Origin of the sequence: Bacillus cereus group sp. MYBKT111-2 (genome assembly GCF_051915205.1) — a bacterium.
Classification (GTDB): domain Bacteria; phylum Bacillota; class Bacilli; order Bacillales; family Bacillaceae_G; genus Bacillus_A; species Bacillus_A paranthracis.
This window is the reverse complement of the sequence record NZ_JBQAEG010000009.1, coordinates 49790-70768: the sequence shown is the minus strand read 5'-3', so window position 1 is coordinate 70768 and position 20979 is coordinate 49790. Positions and strand designations below refer to the sequence as shown.

Sequence of the window (20979 nt, the reverse complement as noted above, 5' to 3'; positions counted from 1 at the left end):
TAGCTTTTGGCTACGTTTTTCTTTGTTTAAGCTTCAATAACTTTAAGCATTCGATTTAAAAATGCGGCTGCTTCAGCGCGTGTTGCTGTGCCTTTTGGTACGAATTCATTTCGTTCGTTACCTTTTACAATTCCGTATGCATAAACGTTTTGTAATGCTTTTTTATCGTATGCTAAGTGTTGGTCAGTGAATGGTAATTTCACTTCTTTTCTATAAATCCAGTTATATTCTAATGCACGGTCAATCATAATAACAGCTTCATCCGTGTTATTGTAGCATTGGGATCAAATTTATTATTCCCACGACCATTAATGATCCCTGCGCTAGCGGCGCGGTTAATTCCATCTATTAAAGATGGGTGTGCTTCGTTTAAGTCTGTAAATTTAGCGTTTCCAGCAGGTAATTTTAAAGCTCTCGACATTAAATTTGCAAACTCAGCTCGTGTCACGAGGCGGTTTGGCCAGTAAGAACCATTGCCGTCACCGAACATGATTTTTCTAGCAGCTAATTGACGAATGTCTTGCTCATACCAACCACCTGCAATGTCGTCTTTTTCATGAGGGACTTCTAGCGGCGGCATAACATCTTTACGATGTTCGTTATAGTAAGCGTTCGTGCCCTTTAAGAAAGCATCCCATTGTCCGCGCTGAATCATAAATGCAGGGCAGTTTTTTCCGCTCCAAAATTGATGCTTTTGAACGTGATCTAGAGATATGTTTAATTCATTCATTAAGAAAGCAGCTAACTTGCGCGCATTTTCTACCGCTTTCGTATAATTTCCATCACTATTCACAGCAATTTCAATTCCGATAGATTCATAGTTTCCAGTTTTATCTCCAGCATGCCACCCAACTTCATTTAGCGGAAGATGTTGATAAATTTCTTTGTCATCTACTGTAAAATGCCAAGACGCTGAACGATCAGTATTTCCGCGAGCTTGATTATCTAAGTACTTCGCATGATTTAAAGCGTTCGCACCTTTACTTGTATTAGCAGTTTCATGAATTGTAATGTATTTCGGTTCCATTGCGTAGCCAGGGCGAATATTTTCATTTCCTTTTGGAACAATCATTTCTTTAAATGTAACACCATAAACGTTATTTGTAGGTAAATTAGATGGTGTTTTGAAGAAAGTTGCGCTTCTCTTTTCGATAGCACCTGTTTTTTCAAATAATGATGCTTTCGTACCGTCGAATGTAGCTGAAGGAGCATAAATCCATTTCTCAGTTCCATTCATTTGAATGTTAAACCAATTCCCAGCTTGTTCAGTAGGAGCTACTGTTTGTGGCTGTAATTTCGTTTCTTCTTTAAACGATTGGAAAGGGAAGGAATATACTGATGTTTCTTCTGATACAATTAGCTTTTGATTCGAGAGTTTATGAATCTCTTGTACTTCTAAACTATTACTTTCCTTATTAACCCAGCCAGCACCAAACGTAGTTTGTATGTAATATGCATTCCCTTTTTTCTTCGTTGCTTTTACTACTGGTTCAGCAATTTCAATATTTGTTTTCGTTTTTAAGTCATTTGAATCGTATAGTGGAAGTTTTGTTGATAAGTGGAGAAGATATTCACCCGAGATTTCAAGGTCGTTTTCTTCGTCATGTCTATGCTGCTTTGCATGTTCCTCAATGCTTTTTAAAGCTTGCTCATCCGTAGACAATTCCGCAGTTTTCTCTATGCTTTCCGCGAATGAATGGATAGGTGCTACAAATGTTTGTAATGCTAAAGATAGTGCTAAAATATTGTAAAACTTTTTTTTCATAGTTGTTTTAACACGTGATAGTCTTTATGTCGTGTTAAGAGTCCTCCTTTATATGTATTTAAATTAGTAGCAAGTACTAATACGTTCTAGATTGTAACAAGAGTATATTCTAATGTCTATACAACTAGGGAAAGTTCATGAAAAATCAATATTCAGTTTGTTTTAAATAGGATATGATAATAAGGTAAAACCTTCTGTATTGACCTGCAAACGCCCTTCAAGTAAACTAAAGAGAGTTTGCAAATGAAAAGGTGATAATGTTGTTAATTTCAATTAAAACGTTACAAGATGATCGTTTTTTACGTCCGCTACAAAATATTGGCGGCTTATTTTTTGAAGATAGTACGATTGGATTTGAACAAGAGGAAGCAAATCTTATCGTTGATATACACATTGAAGAGAATGTGAAAGCATCAGCTCGTTTAACAGATGTTGCGACTGGAAATGTGTATGAAGAAACATTCGCAAAAGATTTATCTGCTTTTACAGATGAAAAAGAGCGTATGAAGCAAGTGAAGCACGTTGTTTCTTATGTATATCTTTCTGTTCTTCAGCAGTTAACTGGTATTGAACAAAGCTGGGGTATTTTAACTGGAGTTCGTCCAACGAAACTTCTTCATAAAATGCTTCAAAACGGTATGTCAAAAGAAGAAGCGCACCAAGAACTTCGTGAAAGTTATTTAATTCATGAAGAGAAAATTGAACTTCTTCAACGTATCGTTGATTGCCAATTAGCGGTAGTTCCGGATTTATATCGTTTGAAAGAGGAAGTAAGTATTTATATCGGTATCCCATTCTGCCCAACAAAATGTGCATATTGTACATTCCCGGCGTATGCAATTAACGGACGTCAAGGCTCTGTTGATTCATTCTTAGGTGGTTTACATTATGAAGTTCGTGAAATTGGTAAGTTTTTAAAAGAAAAAGGTGTAACAGTTACGACGATTTATTACGGCGGCGGTACACCGACAAGCATTACAGCAGAAGAGATGGATATGCTGTATGAAGAAATGTATGAAGCGTTCCCAGATGTGAAAAATGTGCGTGAAGTAACAGTTGAGGCAGGTCGCCCAGATACAATTACGCCAGCGAAGCTAGAAGTGTTAAATAAATGGAACATTGACCGTATTAGTATTAATCCGCAGTCATACCATCAAGAAACATTAAAAGCAATTGGACGTCATCATACTGTAGAAGAAACAATTGAGAAGTATCATTTAGCTCGTGAAATGGGAATGAATAATATTAATATGGATTTAATTATTGGTCTTCCTGGTGAAGGGTTAGATATTTTCAAGCATACGCTAGATGAAACAGAAAAGTTAATGCCAGAATCATTAACAGTTCATACGTTATCATTTAAACGTGCTTCTGAAATGACGCAAAACAAACGTAAATATAAAGTAGCAGGTCGCGAAGAAATTACAGCGATGATGCACGAAGCAGAAGAGTGGACGCAAAAGCATAATTACGTACCATATTACCTATACCGTCAAAAGAATATTTTAGGTAACTTAGAGAACGTTGGTTATGCAATGCCGACACAAGAAAGTATTTACAACATTGTCATTATGGAAGAAGTACAATCAATTATCGGACTTGGCTGCGGGGCATCAAGTAAATTTGTTCATCCGAAGACAGGTGCAATTACGCACTTTGCTAATCCGAAAGATCCAAAATCATATAACGATGGCTTCGTAAAATATACAGAAGACAAACTGAAAATTTTAGAAGAGCTATTTGCATAAGAAGAAAGGAGCTGTTCCGAGTCGGGACAGCTCCTTTTTTATCTTGTCAGTTTTTGTCGGTAAGTCGATATATCTGGAAAATCGCCGATATAATTCAAGTTGCGCCGATATATTTTGAAAATCGCCGATATAATTCAAGTTGCGCCGATATATCCGGAAAATCGCCGATATAATTTCACTTACCGCCAAAAGCGGAACTGTTTGTAAAACTATGTCGATAATAATCAGAAAAATTAGTCAAATCATTAAAGGACAATGTCTACTTATGGACGAAATGATAGATTTATGAAAGAGAAAAGGGGGAAATTGTTGGCATGTACATGACGATAGGGAGAATATTTGATTTATCTGTTGGTAAGTATCTGAATAAAGAGGCGTTAGTGGAACCAGAAAAAAATATTCGCTGGACGTATAAACAGTGGAATGAGCAAATAAATAAAACGGCGCATGCTCTATTAGAAGAAGGGGTAAGAAAGGGCGATACGGTATCTGTTTACTTATATAATTGTCGTGAATTTGTAAACGTTTACTTAGCCTGTGCAAAAATTGGAGCGATCTTTAACCCGATCAATTTCCGCTTAAAAGCAAAAGAAGTATCTTATATTCTTCAGGATGCATCCTCGAAAGTCGTTGTTTTTGAAAAAGCAGTTGAGCCAACTGTCGCTATCATTGAACGAGATTTTCCGAATTCGTCTTTTTGGTATGTAGAAGACGATACACCTTCTTATGCAAGTTCTTACCATGAAAAAGTGAACGCAGCATCTTCTAAGAAAATAGATATCGAAATTAATGAAATGGATTATTGTTCGATGCTGTATACGAGCGGTACGACTGGTCATCCGAAAGGTGTATTACATCGCCATCGTGAAATGGCTGAGCATAGTATGATTTGTACGTATTTCCTAAAATATAATCGAGATAGTGTCGGACTTGTCGTTGCACCTTTATATCATTGCGGTGAGCTGAATGCTGGAATTATCCCGCGTATTCAAGTTGGCGGAAAGAATGTTATTTTACATCATTTTGATACGGAAACAGTATTACATACAATTCAAGAAGAGAAGATTACGACATTCTTTGCAGCACCGACGATGTGGAATATGCTGTTGCAAAAAGATTTAACGCAGTATGATTTAACGTCAATGAAGATCGGTATATACGGCGGGGCTGCAATGGCGCCAGCATTAGTGAAGGAATGTAAAGAACGTCTTTATATTGATCTTGTTCAAATATACGGAATGACAGAAATGGGACCAGTTGTTGCGTTTCTCGTAGAAGAGGATCAAATTACGAAAGCTGGTTCAGCAGGCACGCCATGCTTTAGTCATGAAATTCGAATTGTAAAACCAAGCGAAGATGCACCGGCAGAACCAGATGATGTATTGCCTCCTTATGAAGTAGGAGAGATTATTTTGCGCGGTCCAACTATGATGGCTGGTTATCATAACCGAGAAGAAGCAAATGAAAAATCGATGTATAAAGGATGGTATCACTCTGGTGATTTAGGCTACTTCGATAAAGATGGTTATTTATTCGTCGCAGATCGCGTGGATGATATGGTGATTAGTGGCGGCGTTAATATTTATCCACGTGAAATTGAAGATTTCCTCCATAGTCATCCTGGTATATTAGATGTTGCGGTGCTTGGTGAGCCGGATGAATTATGGGGAGAACGTGTTGTGGCAGTTGTTGTGAAGAAAGATGAAACAATTACAGAGGCTGATTTAGAAACGTATTGTAAAGAAAGTGATGAATTAGCGGATTATAAACGTCCACGTCATTATTTATTTGTGGATGAACTTCCTCGTAATGCAAGTGGGAAATTACAGAAGTTTGTGCTTAGAGAGTCTTTAAAAGGGGCAAAAAAATAGAAAGTGGGGGATGCCCACTTTCTATTTTTATTTACGTGAAAACCCTTCTTCATCAAGGTATTCCGCAGCTTCTGGATAAGAGTTAAATGTACCGTCTAAATTTACACCAGCGTACACGTTCCACATATCGTCCTCTGAGATAAGAGTAAGGATATGACCGTCTTCGTTCTGCCATTCTTCTTCTTTCGCAGGTTCTGCAGGAATTACTACTTCTTCTTGTGAAAGTAATTCAATTGATTGCTCGATTACTGAGCGTAATTCATCTGCTGAAAATTCGCGGATGTTAACCATACCTTTATCATCCGTTTTGTAACCTTTAATACCACTTGCATATACAAATCCGTTTCCATTTGGATGTAAGTGATAAACAACGTTCTTTTTATCTAAACGACTTTCTTCAAAGTGAAAGTTCACACGTTTTAATGATACGTTTTTTCTTTCTAATTCAGGGAAAGATTCAATAATCGATAATTTTTCTTCAAAAGTTAGCATAGTGCCTCCAAATATATAATAAAAGATTTAATTTGTTCATTATAACATAGTTATAATCGTTTCCAAAGATGCGGCGTGAGCTTATAATTGAATGCGTTTACGTCACGACACTGTAAAAAGTGGACTAACGAATGTATCTTTTTAGGTGTACAATGGGAAATGGACTTTATATGAAGGTGGTTATTATATGTTTCAAAAAATAGCAAATGAATGTTTAGCAGGTTTTACGGTTGCGATCGTTGCGTTGCCACTTGCCATTGCATTTGGTATTGCTGCAACGGGAACGTCTGAGGGAGCACTAGTTGGATTGTATGGTGCGATTTTTGCAGGTTTATTTGCGGCGTTATTTGGTGGTACACCTGGGCAGGTTACAGGGCCAACTGGACCGATTACGGTTATCGCAACAGGGGTTATTGCGACGCACGGATTAGAGGCAAGTTTTATAGCATTTATGATGGCGGGACTATTTCAAATTTTATTCGGTGTATGTAAGCTTGGCTCGTACGTTCGTTACATTCCGTATCCTGTCGTTTCAGGATTTATGAACGGTATCGCATTGATTATTATTTTAGGTGAAATGAAACATGTGCAAAATAGTTTTCTACTCGTCGTATTAACGATTATTGTCATGATTGTTTCCGGAAAGTGGATTAAGGCAATCCCATCTAGTTTAGTCGCATTAGTAGGTGTGACAGCTATGCTTCCTTTATTTTCTTCTGCGTTAGAAGGGCTTACAGTGAGGTTACCGGTTATCGGAAATTTGTCATTAAATATGGTGATTGAAAAAATTGGGACGATTCCAGAAGCGATGCCAACGCTTCATATTCCATCTTTAAGTGGAACAGGCGTAGCAGAACTTGTTTTACCAGCGCTTAGTATTGCTTTATTAGGATCGATTGACTCGTTGTTAACATCGGTCGTAATGGATAACGTGACGGGGACACGTCATAAAAGTAATAAAGAACTTGTCGGACAAGGTATCGGTAATATGATGAGCGGATTGTTTGGCGGATTAGCAGGGGCAGGTGCGACTGTACGATCTATCGTTAATATAAGAAGTGGCGGTAAAACGGCGCTTTCAGCAAGTATGCATAGTGTTATATTATTTATTTTCATTATGGGACTTGGATCAGTCGTACAATACATTCCGCTTGCTGTATTATCAGGTATTTTAATTTTAACTGGTATTGGCATGTTTGATTGGGAAAGCATGAAGAAAATGCATGTAGCGCCAAAAGGTGATGTCATTGTTATGCTCATAACAATGATTGTCACAGTGAAGTTTGATTTAATGATCGCGGTTGGCTTCGGAATTCTTCTTTCCTTCATTATATACATGGTGAAATGTAAAGAACGTAAATCTTCTATTGTAAAAGAAAAAGAAGCGACATATAAAATTAAAGGCCCACTTTCGTTTTTAACAGTGGATCGTGTTTTTTATGCTTTACAAGACGTAAAATCTCCGGTTGTTTTACGTATGAAAGATGCACGCTATATGGATGTATCAGGAGCTATGGCGTTATTGAATTTCATTGAGCAGTCGGATAAGTCAGGATTGAGTGTAACGCTAGAGCAAGTACCTGCTCATATTAAAAAGACGTTAGTAGTGATGGCGAGTAATGAACAGAAAGATAAATTACTGTTTGTAAAAACGGAAACTATATGAAGAAACACCCTTATATAAGGGTGTTTTTGTTGTTTATAACATCTGTATATAAAGATGTTATGAGTCTGTTGACATTTATTCCTCTTAGAAGTATAGTAACATTCTAGATTAGGTATTTGATATTATAGTAATGTATATGAATTTTGAGATTCCTTTTTTGTCAGAAGGAAGAGCTTTAAGCTGGAGGGAATAATTGATGTACAAACAGTTACCACACGGAGTGAAGATTGGGATTACACGCTCAATTGTTGTTTCTTTTGAGAAGTATATGAAAGAAATTGAATGGAACGAAGAAAAGTTTGATATGCAACAATTTGTTGAACAGTGGAAACAGTATTTATACACAAAATCAACTTGGATCAATAAAGTAGATGACGAGTTGAAAGGACATCCAGATTTCCATCAAGCGTTAGCAATGAAAGTAAATGAAAAAATTAACGAGCTTATTAATGAAAAACCGAGCGAAGAACAAGTGGAGCAATTAAAAAGAAATAAAGTAAAGCATGCAGATGAAATGTGCAAATTAGAAGCTGAATATCATATTGAACGTTTATTCGTAACGAAATAAATTTTACATAAAGAAAAAGCCTGTCCAAAGAGGTGTGATGACCATCTTTTTGAGCAGGCTTTTTGTATGAAAAAAAGTAAGAGAGGCGAGCTTCTCTATGATTAGTCCTGTGGTACAAGTGCCTTCCAAGAAGATAGGTCCATATCTTCTTTTAATATAGATGAAGCAGGGAAGACAAATGACCACGGTTTTGTAGTGTTCGCTTTAATTTCAAGGTTCGGTAATGTGAAAGCGCCTTTAACAACAACTGCACCTGTGGCATCTTCAATATGAAGAGGAAGTTGCTCTAGTTGAATGTTGTCTTTACAACCGTTACGAATAAGAAGCGTTGTATGTAAATCGCCGTTTTCTTTTCGTGCAGCTTGCAGACCTAGGAAGTTAATTTCACCATCATTTGGAGGTGTTAAATTGTCTACGAAATTACGTAAAGCTTCTTTGCTTGCTTCAGGTAACTGAGCTTCCCAAGATGGATCTAAATCTAATACATGCTTACTTTCAAGTTCGAACGCTAATTCCCAATCCGTTTGCGATAATTCAGCATCTGTAATTGTTTCTTGCTCAAATGTAAAGATAAACGGCATATTTACATTTGCAGGAATATCTCCTAATGCAGAAAGGTTGAATGTTTTTCGCGCGCATAATTTTTTCTCTTTATTTAGAAGAATTAATGTAACTTCTTCGAAAGAAATTGGTTTCGGAACAGTGCTGCGAATAAATACAGCTACGTCATAACCGTTATCACGCTTTTCAATCTCAATTCCAGATAAAGAAATTTGATATTCTTCTAAACGTGGTAGTTCTTTATGTAAAAATTGATAAATGTATTTTTGTTCTTGTCCTACTGCACCCCAGCTAGGGTGGAAGTAAAGCGTTGGTTGTACAGTTTTATTTTCAGTATTTGTGCTTTCTTGTCCGAATAGTTGATTACTAGAGACAGTCGTATCTTTTCCGTTTTTCTTAGCTTTTTTTAGGAATGATAACATAATTTTTCACCTCGTTATTGTACGTTTTCAGGAACACCTAAATGTCTTGCAACATAGTGGCACATTTCTTTTTCGAAATTACCATATGTGTATAAAAAGATATCTAAAGCTTCTTTTTGATAAAGACGAGTAGGGTCTTCTTGTTGATATTGTCTTAGTCCGATGCCTTCTTTTAAGTGAGTCATTGCATCTAAGTGATTGACCCAGTTCTGATCTAGGAAATGAAGGGCAACATATCGTAGCGACTGTTGTAAATCAGTATGGCTATCTAGCTCATTTACGCGCTCTTTATAAAGAGATAATGTTTCTTTCAAAACGGATTGTAAATCTTCCGGTGAATGTACATTATTTGCTGATAATGATGGCATATTTTCTACTGATAAAATTTCGTTTAGACTTGCTGTTAAACTAGCAAAATCCCATTCTTCTGGAAGCATACCTTCTACAAGATATTGCTTAGAAATGGCTTCTACAGCATGATCAATCATTGGAATAATAATTTCAATCATATTTGTATCTTCTTGTAATAAGTTATTACGTAATTTATAAATAACGTTACGTTGGTCATTTATTACATCGTCTAACTTTAAATTGTACTCACGCATGGAGAAATGGCTACCTTCACAAATTAATTGTGTACGGTTTACAAAATCATGGACTTTAGAAGTTAGAATAAGTCCTGTTTCATCTGTTTTCAGTGATTTCATTAATTTCTCGACTTCTTCTTGTGCGAAACGTTTTAGCATTTCATCTTCTAAAGAAAGGAAGAATTGAGAGCTACCTGGGTCACCTTGGCGACCAGCACGACCTTTTAGCTGATTGTCAACGCGTCGCGATTCATGGCGTTCTGTCCCGATTACATGTAATCCACCAAGTTCGTGAACACCCTCACCTAGTAAAATATCAGTACCTCGTCCGGCCATATTCGTCGCAATTGTAATTTGACCTTTTTGTCCAGCAGTTGCGATTAAATCAGCTTCTTGTTCTGCGCTTTTTGCATTTAATAATTGATATGTAATATTTGCTTCATCTAAGTAACGGGCAACGGTTTCTGATTGTAAAATAGACATTGTCCCAATTAAAATCGGGCGTCCTTGTTTATTGTGCTTTAGAACATCTTCACGTACAGCTTTATATTTTGCATCGGCTGTTACGTATACGACATCCTTTTTGTCTTCACGAATGATTGGACGATTTGTCGGAATCGGCATAACTTCCATGTTATATACACGATTAAATTCTTTTTCTTCCGTTTTTGCTGTACCTGTCATACCAGATAGTGCTGGATACATACGGAAGAAGTTTTGAATTGTAATGGATGCTTGTGTTTGATTTTCTTCAGTGATTTCTAAGCCTTCTTTTGCTTCAAGAGCTTGGTGTAAACCGTCACTTAAAGAGCGACCATCCATAACACGACCCGTGAAAATATCTACAAGTAGAATTTTTTCATCGTGTACAATATAGTCAACATCACATTGGAAAGCGACATGAGCTCGTAATGCTTGAATCATATAATGATATAAAGTTTGATGTTCTAAATCATATAGGTTATCGATATCAAATAAATCTTCTATTTTTGTAATACCGTCTTCTGTAAAACTAGCAGATTTCGTTTCTGCATCGTATGTGTAATGAAGAGTATCTTGGAATGATTTAATAACTTTTGCACATAAATAGTGTAAATCAGAGCTGCTTGATTTTTTACCGGCGATAATAAGAGGCGTCTTCGCTTCATCAATTAAAACGCTATCAATCTCATCGATAATAGCAAAATGATAGGGACGTTGCACCTGCTCATCTTTTGAAGCAGCCATATTATCACGTAGATAGTCAAAGCCAAATTCTGTTCCAATACCGTATGTAATATCAGCTTCGTAAGCAAGTTTCTTTTCGGTAGGATCGATTTGAGGAATATTTAATCCAACCTTTAAACCTAGAAATTCATGAACTTGGCCAATTAATTCTTTATCTCGTTTTGCTAAATAGTCGTTTACAGTAATAACGTGAACGCCTTTTCCTTCAAGAGCACGTACGTATGTTGGAAGAGAAGAAACTAATGTTTTTCCTTCACCAGTTGGCATCTCTGCAATATTACCTTCTAATAGTACAAGGCCACCAATTAACTGTACATCGTAGTGACGTAATCCAAGTACACGTTTTGCTGCTTCACGTACAACAGCGAACGCTTCAACTTTTATATCATCCACTGTTTTTCCGTCACGAAGCATGTTTTTAAATGTGATCGTTTTATGACGCAATTCTTCATCAGATAAATCAGATAGTTTTTCTTCCAGATTATTAATTTCTTGAACAAGTTGTTCATACTTTTTTAGTTTTCTCTTCTGAGAATCTCCTAACAGCTTTTTTACCGAATTCAGCATGTTGTAAACACTCCTCTTACTGACAATAGCTACATTATAGCACATGTTTATCCCGAATAAGTAGAAGTAGTAAATTGAAGAAATAACTGGATATAAATAAGGCGTTAGTGTACATACTATATTTAAAACATAGAAAGAAAGAGAGTATTCAATGTATAAGAAATTTGGTATGATAGCTAAATGAGATAAAGTGAAATTTTTCAAAAAAGAGAAGAATATAGCTATCTCGTTTTATGTTGTAATATGTATGGAAATTATATATTGAAAGAAAAGAGCTAGAAGATGAATAATAAGTTTGTGAAAGGCGCTGCGATTTTAACGATTACAACGTTTCTATCGAAAGTGTTGGGAAGTTTTTTTCAAATCCCATTACAAAATATAGCAGGAGATGAAGTACTGGGGATTTTTCGCCTTGTTTTTCCTGTGTATATGATAGCTTTAACTTTATCAGTAGCGGGAGTACCGCTAGCTATATCAAAATTAATCGCTGAACTTCATGAGAAGAATGATGAGAACGGAATTGCCAAACTATTTACTTCAGCATCTATTATTGGAGTAATATTTGGAGTGCTTGGATTTTCAGTTATTATGATTGGATCAAGTATGTTTGCAAATATGCTTGGTGGACAAGATACAAGACTTCCATTAATCGTAACTTCGTTTGCGTTATTAATCGCACCATATATGGCGGTATATCGAGGATATTTCCAAGGTTTTGGAGATATGATTCCTACCGGGGTGTCACAAGTAATTGAACAGTTCATTCGTGTTTTCTTTATGTTAGCAATTGCATTTTTATTTGTATATTGGAATAAAGAGAGTGATGTTGTAACAGGCGGCGCAATGATTGGTTCTTGCCTTGGAGTAATTACGTCACTTATCTATTTGAGAATGAAGTATGTAAAAAGTATATATCGTTATAAAAGTAATACATATTCACTACAAGATTTTAAAGATAATGCAAAAAAGATACTTCAGGTCTCGATTCCAATTGCAGTTGGAGCATTATCGATGCCGGTGTTAAATTTAGTTGATTCTGTAACGATTCCACATATGTTGCATGAATCCACTACAACGATTCAAGAACAATTTGGTATATATAGTCGTGGATTTGCGTTTACACAATTAATTGTCGTGTTTGCAAGTGCGATGGTATTTCCGTTAATCCCGTTGTTAACTGCTGCATTAACAAAGAAAGATAGAGTGTTAGCAAAACAAACAATTGAACGGACAAATGAGCTTGCTCATGTTTTAACAACGCCGATAACAATCTGGCTCATGGCACTTACAATCCCGTTAAATGTTGGATTGTTTACAGATGCGAAAGGGAGCGGAATGTTAGCTATTTTAATTGGTAGTTCGTATTTCACATCACTTATGGTATTATCAATAGGAATTTTGCAAGGAATTAACCGTTCTAAGCAAGCGGCGTGGATAGTTGTTGGAGCGAGTTTTGTAAAAGTCATATTAAATATAGTACTTGTAAGTCAATTTGGCATAACTGGTGCGGCTTATAGTACACTTATCATATATATCATGATTTGTATCGTAAATTATATATACATTCGAAAAGAATTGGCTTATTCGATTCGAATGGATAGATTTTTTGCTGTAATTGGAGTATCGAGTATAGTAGGTATAGGATTATATTGCACATCTACGTTCATAAATGTGGTAGATTCTAGACTTATTGCAATAATATATAGCGGTGTAGCGTTTTGTGTGGCCTTGTTTATATATGGCATATGCGCATTAAAGTTGAACTGGATATCCAAAAAGCAAATTCCATTTTTACGTAAGTAAATTTATCCATAAATGAGTATGGCTATTTATATGTTTGGGAAAGAAATCAATTTAAAGTTATCCAACTTTTCTTATTAAAGAGTTGATAGCGATTTGTTGAATGACAAAAAGTTGATTGCGAAATGTTGGAGGAGATTAAGAGTGCGGTTAGTTTTATCAGGATATTATGGTTTTTATAATGTTGGGGACGAAGCAATTTTGCAATCAATTATTAAAGCGCTACATGAAGAGGATCCTACTCTTGAGCTTGTTGTACTTTCGAATGACCCCGACTATACAAGAAAAATGTACGGTGTAGAGGCAGTAAATCGCTGGGATATAAGAGCAATTTATAAGGAAATAAAGAGAAGTAATGGCTTAATTAGCGGAGGAGGAAGCCTCCTTCAAGATAAAACGAGTATTAAAAGTATTTTGTACTATACGGGTATTATGCGAATTGCTCGTTTTTTGAAGAAGCCGTATTATATTTATGCGCAAGGAATTGGTCCAATTACGAAAAGACAAAATCGTTTATTAGTGAAATGGCAAGTATCAAAAGCGGAATATATATCAGTTCGTGATGAAGATTCATTTTTGTATTTAAAAGAAATTGGTATTAAGAAGGATATCGAACTAGTTCCAGATCCAGTATTGGCATGTCAACCAGAAGGAATGAAGTCGGAGTGGTTGCAAAAACATGCGATTCAAGGGAAAGTAATTGCAGTTAGTGTGAGGTATTGGGACGCGAAAGAAGATTATATGAAGAAGCTAGCAGATACGCTGAAAAAATTTAAGCGTGATGGATACCATATTTTATTCGTACCAATGCATGGACCATTTGATCAAAATGCATCACGCGATATTATTAATTTAATGGGAGAAGAAGCTCATATGCTTCCGTATAAGCTCGATATTCATGAGAAAATTTCAATTTTGTCGGAATGTTCGCTTCTAATCGGTATGAGACTGCATGCACTCATACTATCTGCGGTTGCCAATATTCCTATGGTCGGTATTTCATATGATCCAAAGATCGATTCATTTTTACAACAAGTAAATCAGCCGATTATCGGAAACGTAGATGGTGATTGGACGTCTGAAACTTTGTATAATGTCGCAACGAAGCAATTAGAACAAAAAGAATATGTACAAGAAACATTGGAACAAAGAGTAGAAGAATTACGAGAGCAAATTTCAACAGCGTCTCGATACATCATAAGTGACTTGAATTCAAAAGAGTTCAAAAAAAGAGGAATGGGATCTTAATTTAAGAGGACATCCTCTTTTTTATTTTTTGAAAAAGAAAATGTCGAAATAAAAAATAAATTTGTAGAAAAATGTCGAATTACGTAAGTGATTGTAAATGTATGCTCATAAAGAAAGAAGTTTGAGAGATAAGATGTATGTTTAAAAATCCTAACATTAATATATATTGAATGTTAGGATTTAACGTTTTATTTAGTAAATGATAAAAAATAGGTATGGTAATTTTGGGGAATCTGATGGTAATAAAAATGTCGAATCATAGAAAAAATAAGTTGTCGATTAATGTCGTAATATCTTTATAGTTAAATATTGAAATTGGAAACGTTTTTCTGTTATAGTTGTAAATGGTTATAAGAAGATTGTTATAAATGTAATTCAGACGCGTTTTTCTATTCATTTAAAATATTCAGATTTCTAAATCTGGATTCTTTGAAACAAAAGTCGAAAAAACGATCGTTTCGAATTGTGAAAATTCACTTTTTTGTCGAATTTAAGGTTTTAAATTAGATGAAAAGAGTGTATGATTTCTTTATGATATCTCTAATACGGGATATTCTATTATTCCGTACAAGGAATACTTTAACCACATTTATATCTACTAGTTTCAAAAATAAATAGAATATCTATTTAAAACATTATGTAACTAGTATTACATTCCTAAGGAGGAAATATATAAAATGGCAAAGACTAACTCTTACAAAAAAGTAATCGCAGGTACAATGACAGCAGCAATGGTAGCAGGTGTTGTATCTCCAGTAGCAGCAGCAGGTAAAACATTCCCAGACGTAGATGGTCACTGGTCTAAAGAATCAGTTTACTACCTAGTAGAAAAAGGCGCTATCGCAGGTAATGACGATGGTACATTCGCTCCTGATCGTGAAATCACTCGTGCAGAAGCAGCTACAATGATGGCTAAAATTTTAAACTTACCAATCGAAAAAGGTGCTAAACCATCTTACGCTGATTCTCAAAACCACTGGGCTTCTGCAATCATCGCAGCAGTTGAAAAAGCTGGCGTTGTTCAAGGTAAAGGCGACGGCACATTCGATCCAGACGGAAAAATCGACCGCGTTTCTATGGCATCTCTTCTTGTAGAAGCTTATAAATTAGATACTAAAGTAAACGGTCCTTTAGAAACTAAATTCGATGATTTAAAAGATAGCTGGGGTAAAGATAAAGCTAACATCCTAGTTAAATTAGGAATCTCTGTAGGTACTGGCGACAAATGGGAACCAAATAAATCTGTAACGAAAGCAGAAGCAGCTCAATTTATTGCTAAAACTGACAAGCAGTTCGGACAAAAAGAAGAAGCTAAAGTTGAGTCTATTAAAGCAATCAATGCTAAAGAAATCGAAATTAAACTTGGCGCTACAGTGAAAGAAGAAGATGTGAAGAACGCAAAATTCACTCTTTCTCAAGGAACTAATGCAACAGCAGTAACTGCAAAAATTGGTGAAGATAAAAAATCTGTAATCTTAACATTAGATGGAGATGCGAAACTTAAAAATAAAGAAGCTTATGTTCTAACTGTTGAAGGCTTAAAAGCTACTGATGGAAAAGAAATTCCAAAAGCATTAGAAGTTATCTTCTTTAACGATGAAGTAGCTCCAACTGTATCTACAGTATCTACTCCAGACGGAAAACTTAAAGTTGTGTTCAGCGAGAAATTAGATGCAACAAAAGGTGCAACGGTTGTAGTTAATGGTCAAAAAGTTGAGGGTAAAGTTGAAAACAATACTTTCACTTCTACTAATGCTCTAAATCTTGAAAGTGGTAAAGAATTCTCAATCATCGTAACTGGTGCTACAGATTTATCTAATAACGCTATGGAAATGTACGAAGGTAAAGCTACTTATAAAGTAGAAAAAGATACTACAGCTCCAGAAGTTAAAGATGTAAAAGTTAAAGAAATTACTGCTGAAGGAAAAGCAACATTAGAAGTTACTTTCTCAGAAGAACTTGCTGAGAACGGTCAAGGAACAGTTGTAGTTAAAAAAGGTAAAGAAGAATTAAAATCTGCAATTGCTCGTGATACTCAAGACAAAACAAAGGCAGTTATTGAAGTAACAGGTGCTCTTAAAGATAAAGAAACTGCTGCAGATCTTACAGTTGAATTTGTTGGCTACAAAGATTTAGCTAACAACGTAGGTTCTAAAGTATCTAAAGCAGTAAAAGTTTCAAAAGACGTTGTAGCTCCTAACTTCGTAAAAGTTGTAGCTGATCAAGATAAAGCAGCAACATTCACTTTTGACAAAGAAGTAACTGCACAAAACGGAAAACTTCGTGTGATTAACTTAGATACAAGTAAAGATGTAACTGCTGATGTGACTGTTGCACCAGCTAAAGATAATAAAAAGGGTATCACATTAACATTCCTAGAAAAAGGCAACTACAAAGTAGCTGCTGCAAAAGGTCTTGTAAAAGATGCAGCTGGTAACGAGTCTGTAGCATTTACTAAAGAAGTAAAAGTTGTAGAAAAAGAAGCTGAAAAAGAAACAGATAAAGTAGCTCCAGTAGTAAAAGCTGTAGCTTATGATAAAGCTACAAATAAAATTACAGTAAACTTTGAGAAAGAAGTAAAAGGTGGTCAGGTTGCTGAATCAGCTTCTAATGTAAATAATTACACATTAGCTGGTGCTAAATTACCAGAAGGCACTTTAATTGTATTAGACGGTACAAATGCAATTATTGAATTACCATCTACATTTACTTTCGAAAAATCAGAAACAGTTAAATTTACAGTAGCTAATGTTGCAAACAAAGATGGAGTAAAAATGGGTACAGCGAACCTATTACTAGAAGTTAAAGATACAAAAGCTCCTGAATTCAAATCAGCTAAAGTTTCAAATGTAGAGAAGAAAGAAGTAACTCTTACATTCTCTGAAGCTGTAAAAGTTGATGCAACTGATCTTGTGTTTGACTTAAATGGTGTGCCATTTACGGTAGCGGCAGACTCTGCTAAAGCAGCAAAAGAAACTGCTTCTAAAGAAGTAGTACTTAAGTTAGAAACTACAGAGAATGTTAACTTTGCAACTGGTACATTAACTCTTAAAGCTAAAGAACTTAAAGATAATGCAACTTTAAATACAGTTGACACAGAAAATAACAAACTTGTTGCTTTCAAACCAGTAACAGTAACTCGCTAATTGAAATTTATTTCAATAGAAAGAGTCCACATTATGTGGGCTCTTTTTTTGTGATTAATTTTTATATAAAACGATTTCTAAAAAATAAATCATATTTTGCAGATTAGTAGTTCATTTTATTGAGAAACAAATAAAAAGCGCTTTCAAAAATAGAAGAATACCTCATTGATATGTAAAATTTTTGTAAATTAACACCTTTTTTTGTTAAAAAATCATTCGAAAAGAAGAAAATGATGTCGAAATGAAATAGTTTCAGTCGAATATAGTCTGAAAATTGTATTTATTGTAAAAAATATTTAGGTGATGAAGTGGAAATATGTGCTATAATTCCAATTGTGTATTCGATATGAAAAATATACGAAGCGCATTGAGAGTGGTTTATAGGAAAACAGTTTATTCATTTCTATATTTAATTATTATCAATATCCTAATAGTACGATTAAAAGACTGAATTATCAGAATGTGTCGAATCTTCTTTTGAGAAAGTTCTTGATAACGAATGGTTTTGTATAGTATGATGAACTTGTTTCAGAAAATGGTATTTAAACCTTATATTTACATCTAACGGTTTGTATCATTTTTTATGTGAACTACTTTTCATTATAGTATTTTTGTTTATGTTTTTATTGTTTTATGGCTTTTCTAACTAGCTAGTTTTCAAATTTAATATGATGTGAAACTAGTAGCATATTCCTGAAGGAGGAAATTTATAAAATGGCAAAGACTAACTCTTACAAAAAAGTAATCGCAGGTACAATGACAGCAGCAATGGTAGCAGGTGTTGTATCTCCAGTAGCAGCAGCAGGTAAATCATTCCCAGACGTTCCAGCTGGACATTGGGCAGAAGAATCTATTAACTACTTAGTAGATAAAGGTGCAATTGTAGGTAAGCCAGACGGTACATATGGTCCAACCGAATCAATCGATCGTGCTTCTGCAGCTGTAATCTTCACTAAAATTTTAAATTTACCAGTTGATGAAAATGCTCAACCTTCTTTCAAAGATGCTAAAAATACATGGGCTGCTAAATATATCGCAGCAGTTGAAAAAGCTGGTATCGTTAAAGGTGACGGCAAAGAAAACTTCTATCCAAATGGAAAGATTGATCGTGCTTCATTTGCTTCTATGTTAGTAAGTGCTTATAACTTAAAAGATAAAGTTAATGGCGAGTTAGTTACGACATTTGAAGATTTATTAGATCATTGGGGTGAAGAAAAAGCAAACATCCTAATTAACCTTGGAATTTCTGTAGGTACTGGTGGTAAATGGGAGCCAAATAAATCTGTATCTCGTGCAGAAGCAGCTCAATTTATCGCATTAACAGATAAAAAATATGGCAAAAAAGATAATGAACAAGCATATGTAACTGATGTGAAAGTTTCTGAGCCAACGAAATTAACATTAACAGGTACTGGCTTAGACAAACTTTCTGCTGAAGATGTAACTCTTGAAGGAGATAAAGCTGTTGCAATCGAAGCAAGTGCTGAAGGTACTTCTGCAACTGTAACACTTGGTGGTAAAGTAGCTCCAAATAAAAACCTTACTGTAAAAGTGAAAAATCAATCATTCGTAACGAAATTTGTATACGAAGTTAAAAAATTAGCAGTAGAAAAACTTACATTTGATGATGATCGTGCTGGTCAAGCAGTTGCTTTCAAATTAAACGATGAAAAAGGTAACGCTGATGTTGAATACTTAAACTTAGCAGATCATGACGTCAAATTTGTAGCAAATAATTTAGATGGTTCACCAGCGTACATCTTTGAGAATGGAGAGGCAACTTCTGCTACAGGTAAACTTGGTGTTGGTCTTTCACACGGTGACTACAAAGTAGAAGTACAAGTTACAAAACGCGGTGGTTTAACCGTTTCTAACACTGGTATTATTTCAGTGAAAAACCTTGATACACCAGCTTCTGCAATTAAGAGTACTGCATTTGCGGTAGATGCAGATAAAAACGGTGTAGTATACGGTAATAAATTGACTGGAAAAGACTTCAAACTAAACAGCCAAACATTAGTTGTTGGTGAAAAAGCACAAATCCATAACGTAGTTGCTACAATTGCTGGAGAAGATAAAGTAGTTGATCCAAACTCAATTAGCATTAAATCTTCAAATCACGGCATTATCTCTGTAGTAAACAACTACATTACAGCTGAAGCTGCTGGTGAAGCCACACTTACTATTAAAGTAGGCGACGTTACAAAAGATGTTAAATTTAAAGTAACGACTGATTCTCGTAAATTAGTATCAGTAAAAGCTAACCCAGATAAATTACAAGTTGTTCAAAACAAAACATTACCTGTTACATTCGTAACAACTGACCAATATGGCGATCCATTTGGTGCTAACACAACTGCAATTAAAGAAGTTCTTCCGAAAACAGGTGTAGTTGCAGAAGGTGGATTAGATGTAGTAACGACTGACTCTGGTTCAATCGGCACAAAAACAATTGGTGTTACAGGTAATGACGTGGGTGAAGGAACAGTTCACTTCCAAAATGCTAACGGTGAAACTTTAGGTTCATTATATGTGAACGTAACAGAAGGTAACGTTGCATTTAAAAACTTCGAACTTGTATCTAAAGTAGGTCAATACGGTGCGTCACCTGATACAAAACTTGACCTAAATGTTTCTAACACAGTTGCATATCAATTATCTAAGTACACTTCAGATCGCGTATACTCTGATCCTGAAAACTTAGAAGGTTATGTAGTTGAATCTAAAAATCCAGCTGTAGCTGAAGCTAAGATTGTTGGAAATAAAGTTGTTGTTAAAGGCTTAAAACCAGGTAAAGTTGATATCCACTTAACGAAAAATGGTGCAACTGCTGGTAAAGCGACAATTGAAATCGTTCAAGAGAAAATCGCTATTAAATCTGTAAACTTCAAACCAGTTCAAACAGAAAACTTCGTTGAGAAGAAAATCAACATTGGTACTGTATTAGAGCTTGAGAAGAGTAACCTTGATGATATCGTAAAAGGTATTAACTTAACGAAAGAAACACAACATAAAGTACGCGTTGTGAAGTCTGGTGAAAACCAAGGTAAACTTTACCTTGATACAAATGGTAATGCTCACTTCGATTTATTCGATCAAGAGCTTGGTCATGTAACAGTGTCTCAAACAAGTGATTCTGTACTTCCAAACTTCAATCCAGACATTTACAATACTTTAACTACTAAGTACACTGACAAAGGTACATTAGTATTCAAAGTATTAGGTGAGAAAGATGTTCTAACAAGCGAAATCGGTTCACAAGCTGTACACGTGAACGTTCTTAATAACCCAAATCTATAAGTCGATTATAG

The 20979-nt window shown here is 35.3% G+C and carries 10 protein-coding genes and 2 pseudogenes; 8 read left to right on the top strand and 4 right to left on the bottom strand.

The genetic code is table 11. From position 1 onward, the window contains the following. Positions 1-26: 26 nt before the first annotated feature. Positions 27-1765, bottom strand: a pseudogene (locus ACTFNE_RS21735) (S-layer homology domain-containing protein). A 257-nt stretch (positions 1766-2022) separates the two neighbouring features. On the opposite strand from ACTFNE_RS21735, the gene ACTFNE_RS21730 reads away from it, so the two are divergent. After that, the gene (locus tag ACTFNE_RS21730) at positions 2023-3513 is read left to right on the top strand and encodes a coproporphyrinogen III oxidase (RefSeq protein WP_002002173.1); all 1491 of its coding nucleotides are present in this window, start codon (positions 2023-2025) and stop codon (positions 3511-3513) included. A gap of 314 nt (positions 3514-3827) precedes the next feature. Then, positions 3828-5384 (top strand): fatty acid--CoA ligase, encoded by a 1557-nt coding sequence (locus tag ACTFNE_RS21725; protein ID WP_270705327.1) that lies wholly within the window; start codon positions 3828-3830, stop codon positions 5382-5384. 27 nt (positions 5385-5411) lie between these two features. Here ACTFNE_RS21725 and ACTFNE_RS21720 read toward each other — a convergent pair whose 3' ends face one another. Further along, entirely contained in the window at positions 5412-5876 is a 465-nt protein-coding gene (locus tag ACTFNE_RS21720) for a hypothetical protein (protein WP_000955016.1), read from the bottom strand. A 187-nt stretch (positions 5877-6063) separates the two neighbouring features. Between ACTFNE_RS21720 and ACTFNE_RS21715 the strand changes: the two genes are divergently transcribed. Next, positions 6064-7542, top strand: coding sequence for a SulP family inorganic anion transporter (locus ACTFNE_RS21715; RefSeq protein ID WP_270705326.1), 1479 nt, complete (start codon positions 6064-6066; stop codon positions 7540-7542). 196 nt (positions 7543-7738) lie between these two features. Continuing rightward, entirely contained in the window at positions 7739-8110 is a 372-nt protein-coding gene (locus tag ACTFNE_RS21710; RefSeq protein ID WP_000278023.1) for a hypothetical protein, read from the top strand. A 101-nt stretch (positions 8111-8211) separates the two neighbouring features. On the opposite strand, the gene ACTFNE_RS21705 is transcribed toward ACTFNE_RS21710, so the two are convergent. Beyond that, complete coding sequence (locus ACTFNE_RS21705; protein WP_270705325.1) at positions 8212-9093, bottom strand: accessory Sec system S-layer assembly protein; 882 nt, start codon at positions 9091-9093, stop codon at positions 8212-8214. Positions 9094-9107: 14 nt separating this feature from the next. Beyond that, positions 9108-11474: an accessory Sec system translocase SecA2 gene (gene secA2 / locus ACTFNE_RS21700; RefSeq protein WP_270705324.1), complete on the bottom strand. Its 2367-nt coding sequence runs from the start codon at positions 11472-11474 to the stop codon at positions 9108-9110. Positions 11475-11756: 282 nt separating this feature from the next. Here secA2 and ACTFNE_RS21695 point away from each other — a divergent pair, with 282 nt between their 5' ends. The 4 genes and pseudogenes from ACTFNE_RS21695 to ACTFNE_RS21680 all read left to right on the top strand — a co-directional run bounded on the left by ACTFNE_RS21695 (position 11757) and on the right by ACTFNE_RS21680 (position 20968). Beyond that, positions 11757-13277: a putative polysaccharide biosynthesis protein gene (locus ACTFNE_RS21695; RefSeq protein WP_270705323.1), complete on the top strand. Its 1521-nt coding sequence runs from the start codon at positions 11757-11759 to the stop codon at positions 13275-13277. Between the two features lie 141 nt (positions 13278-13418). Further along, positions 13419-14522, top strand: coding sequence for a polysaccharide pyruvyl transferase CsaB (gene csaB / locus ACTFNE_RS21690; protein WP_001241608.1), 1104 nt, complete (start codon positions 13419-13421; stop codon positions 14520-14522). Between the two features lie 677 nt (positions 14523-15199). Further along, a pseudogene (locus tag ACTFNE_RS21685) lies at positions 15200-16229 on the top strand (S-layer homology domain-containing protein); the annotation flags it as partial. A gap of 2153 nt (positions 16230-18382) precedes the next feature. Next, positions 18383-20968, top strand: a complete 2586-nt coding sequence (locus tag ACTFNE_RS21680) for an S-layer homology domain-containing protein (protein WP_270705322.1) — start codon at positions 18383-18385, stop codon at positions 20966-20968. Positions 20969-20979: the final 11 nt, after the last annotated feature.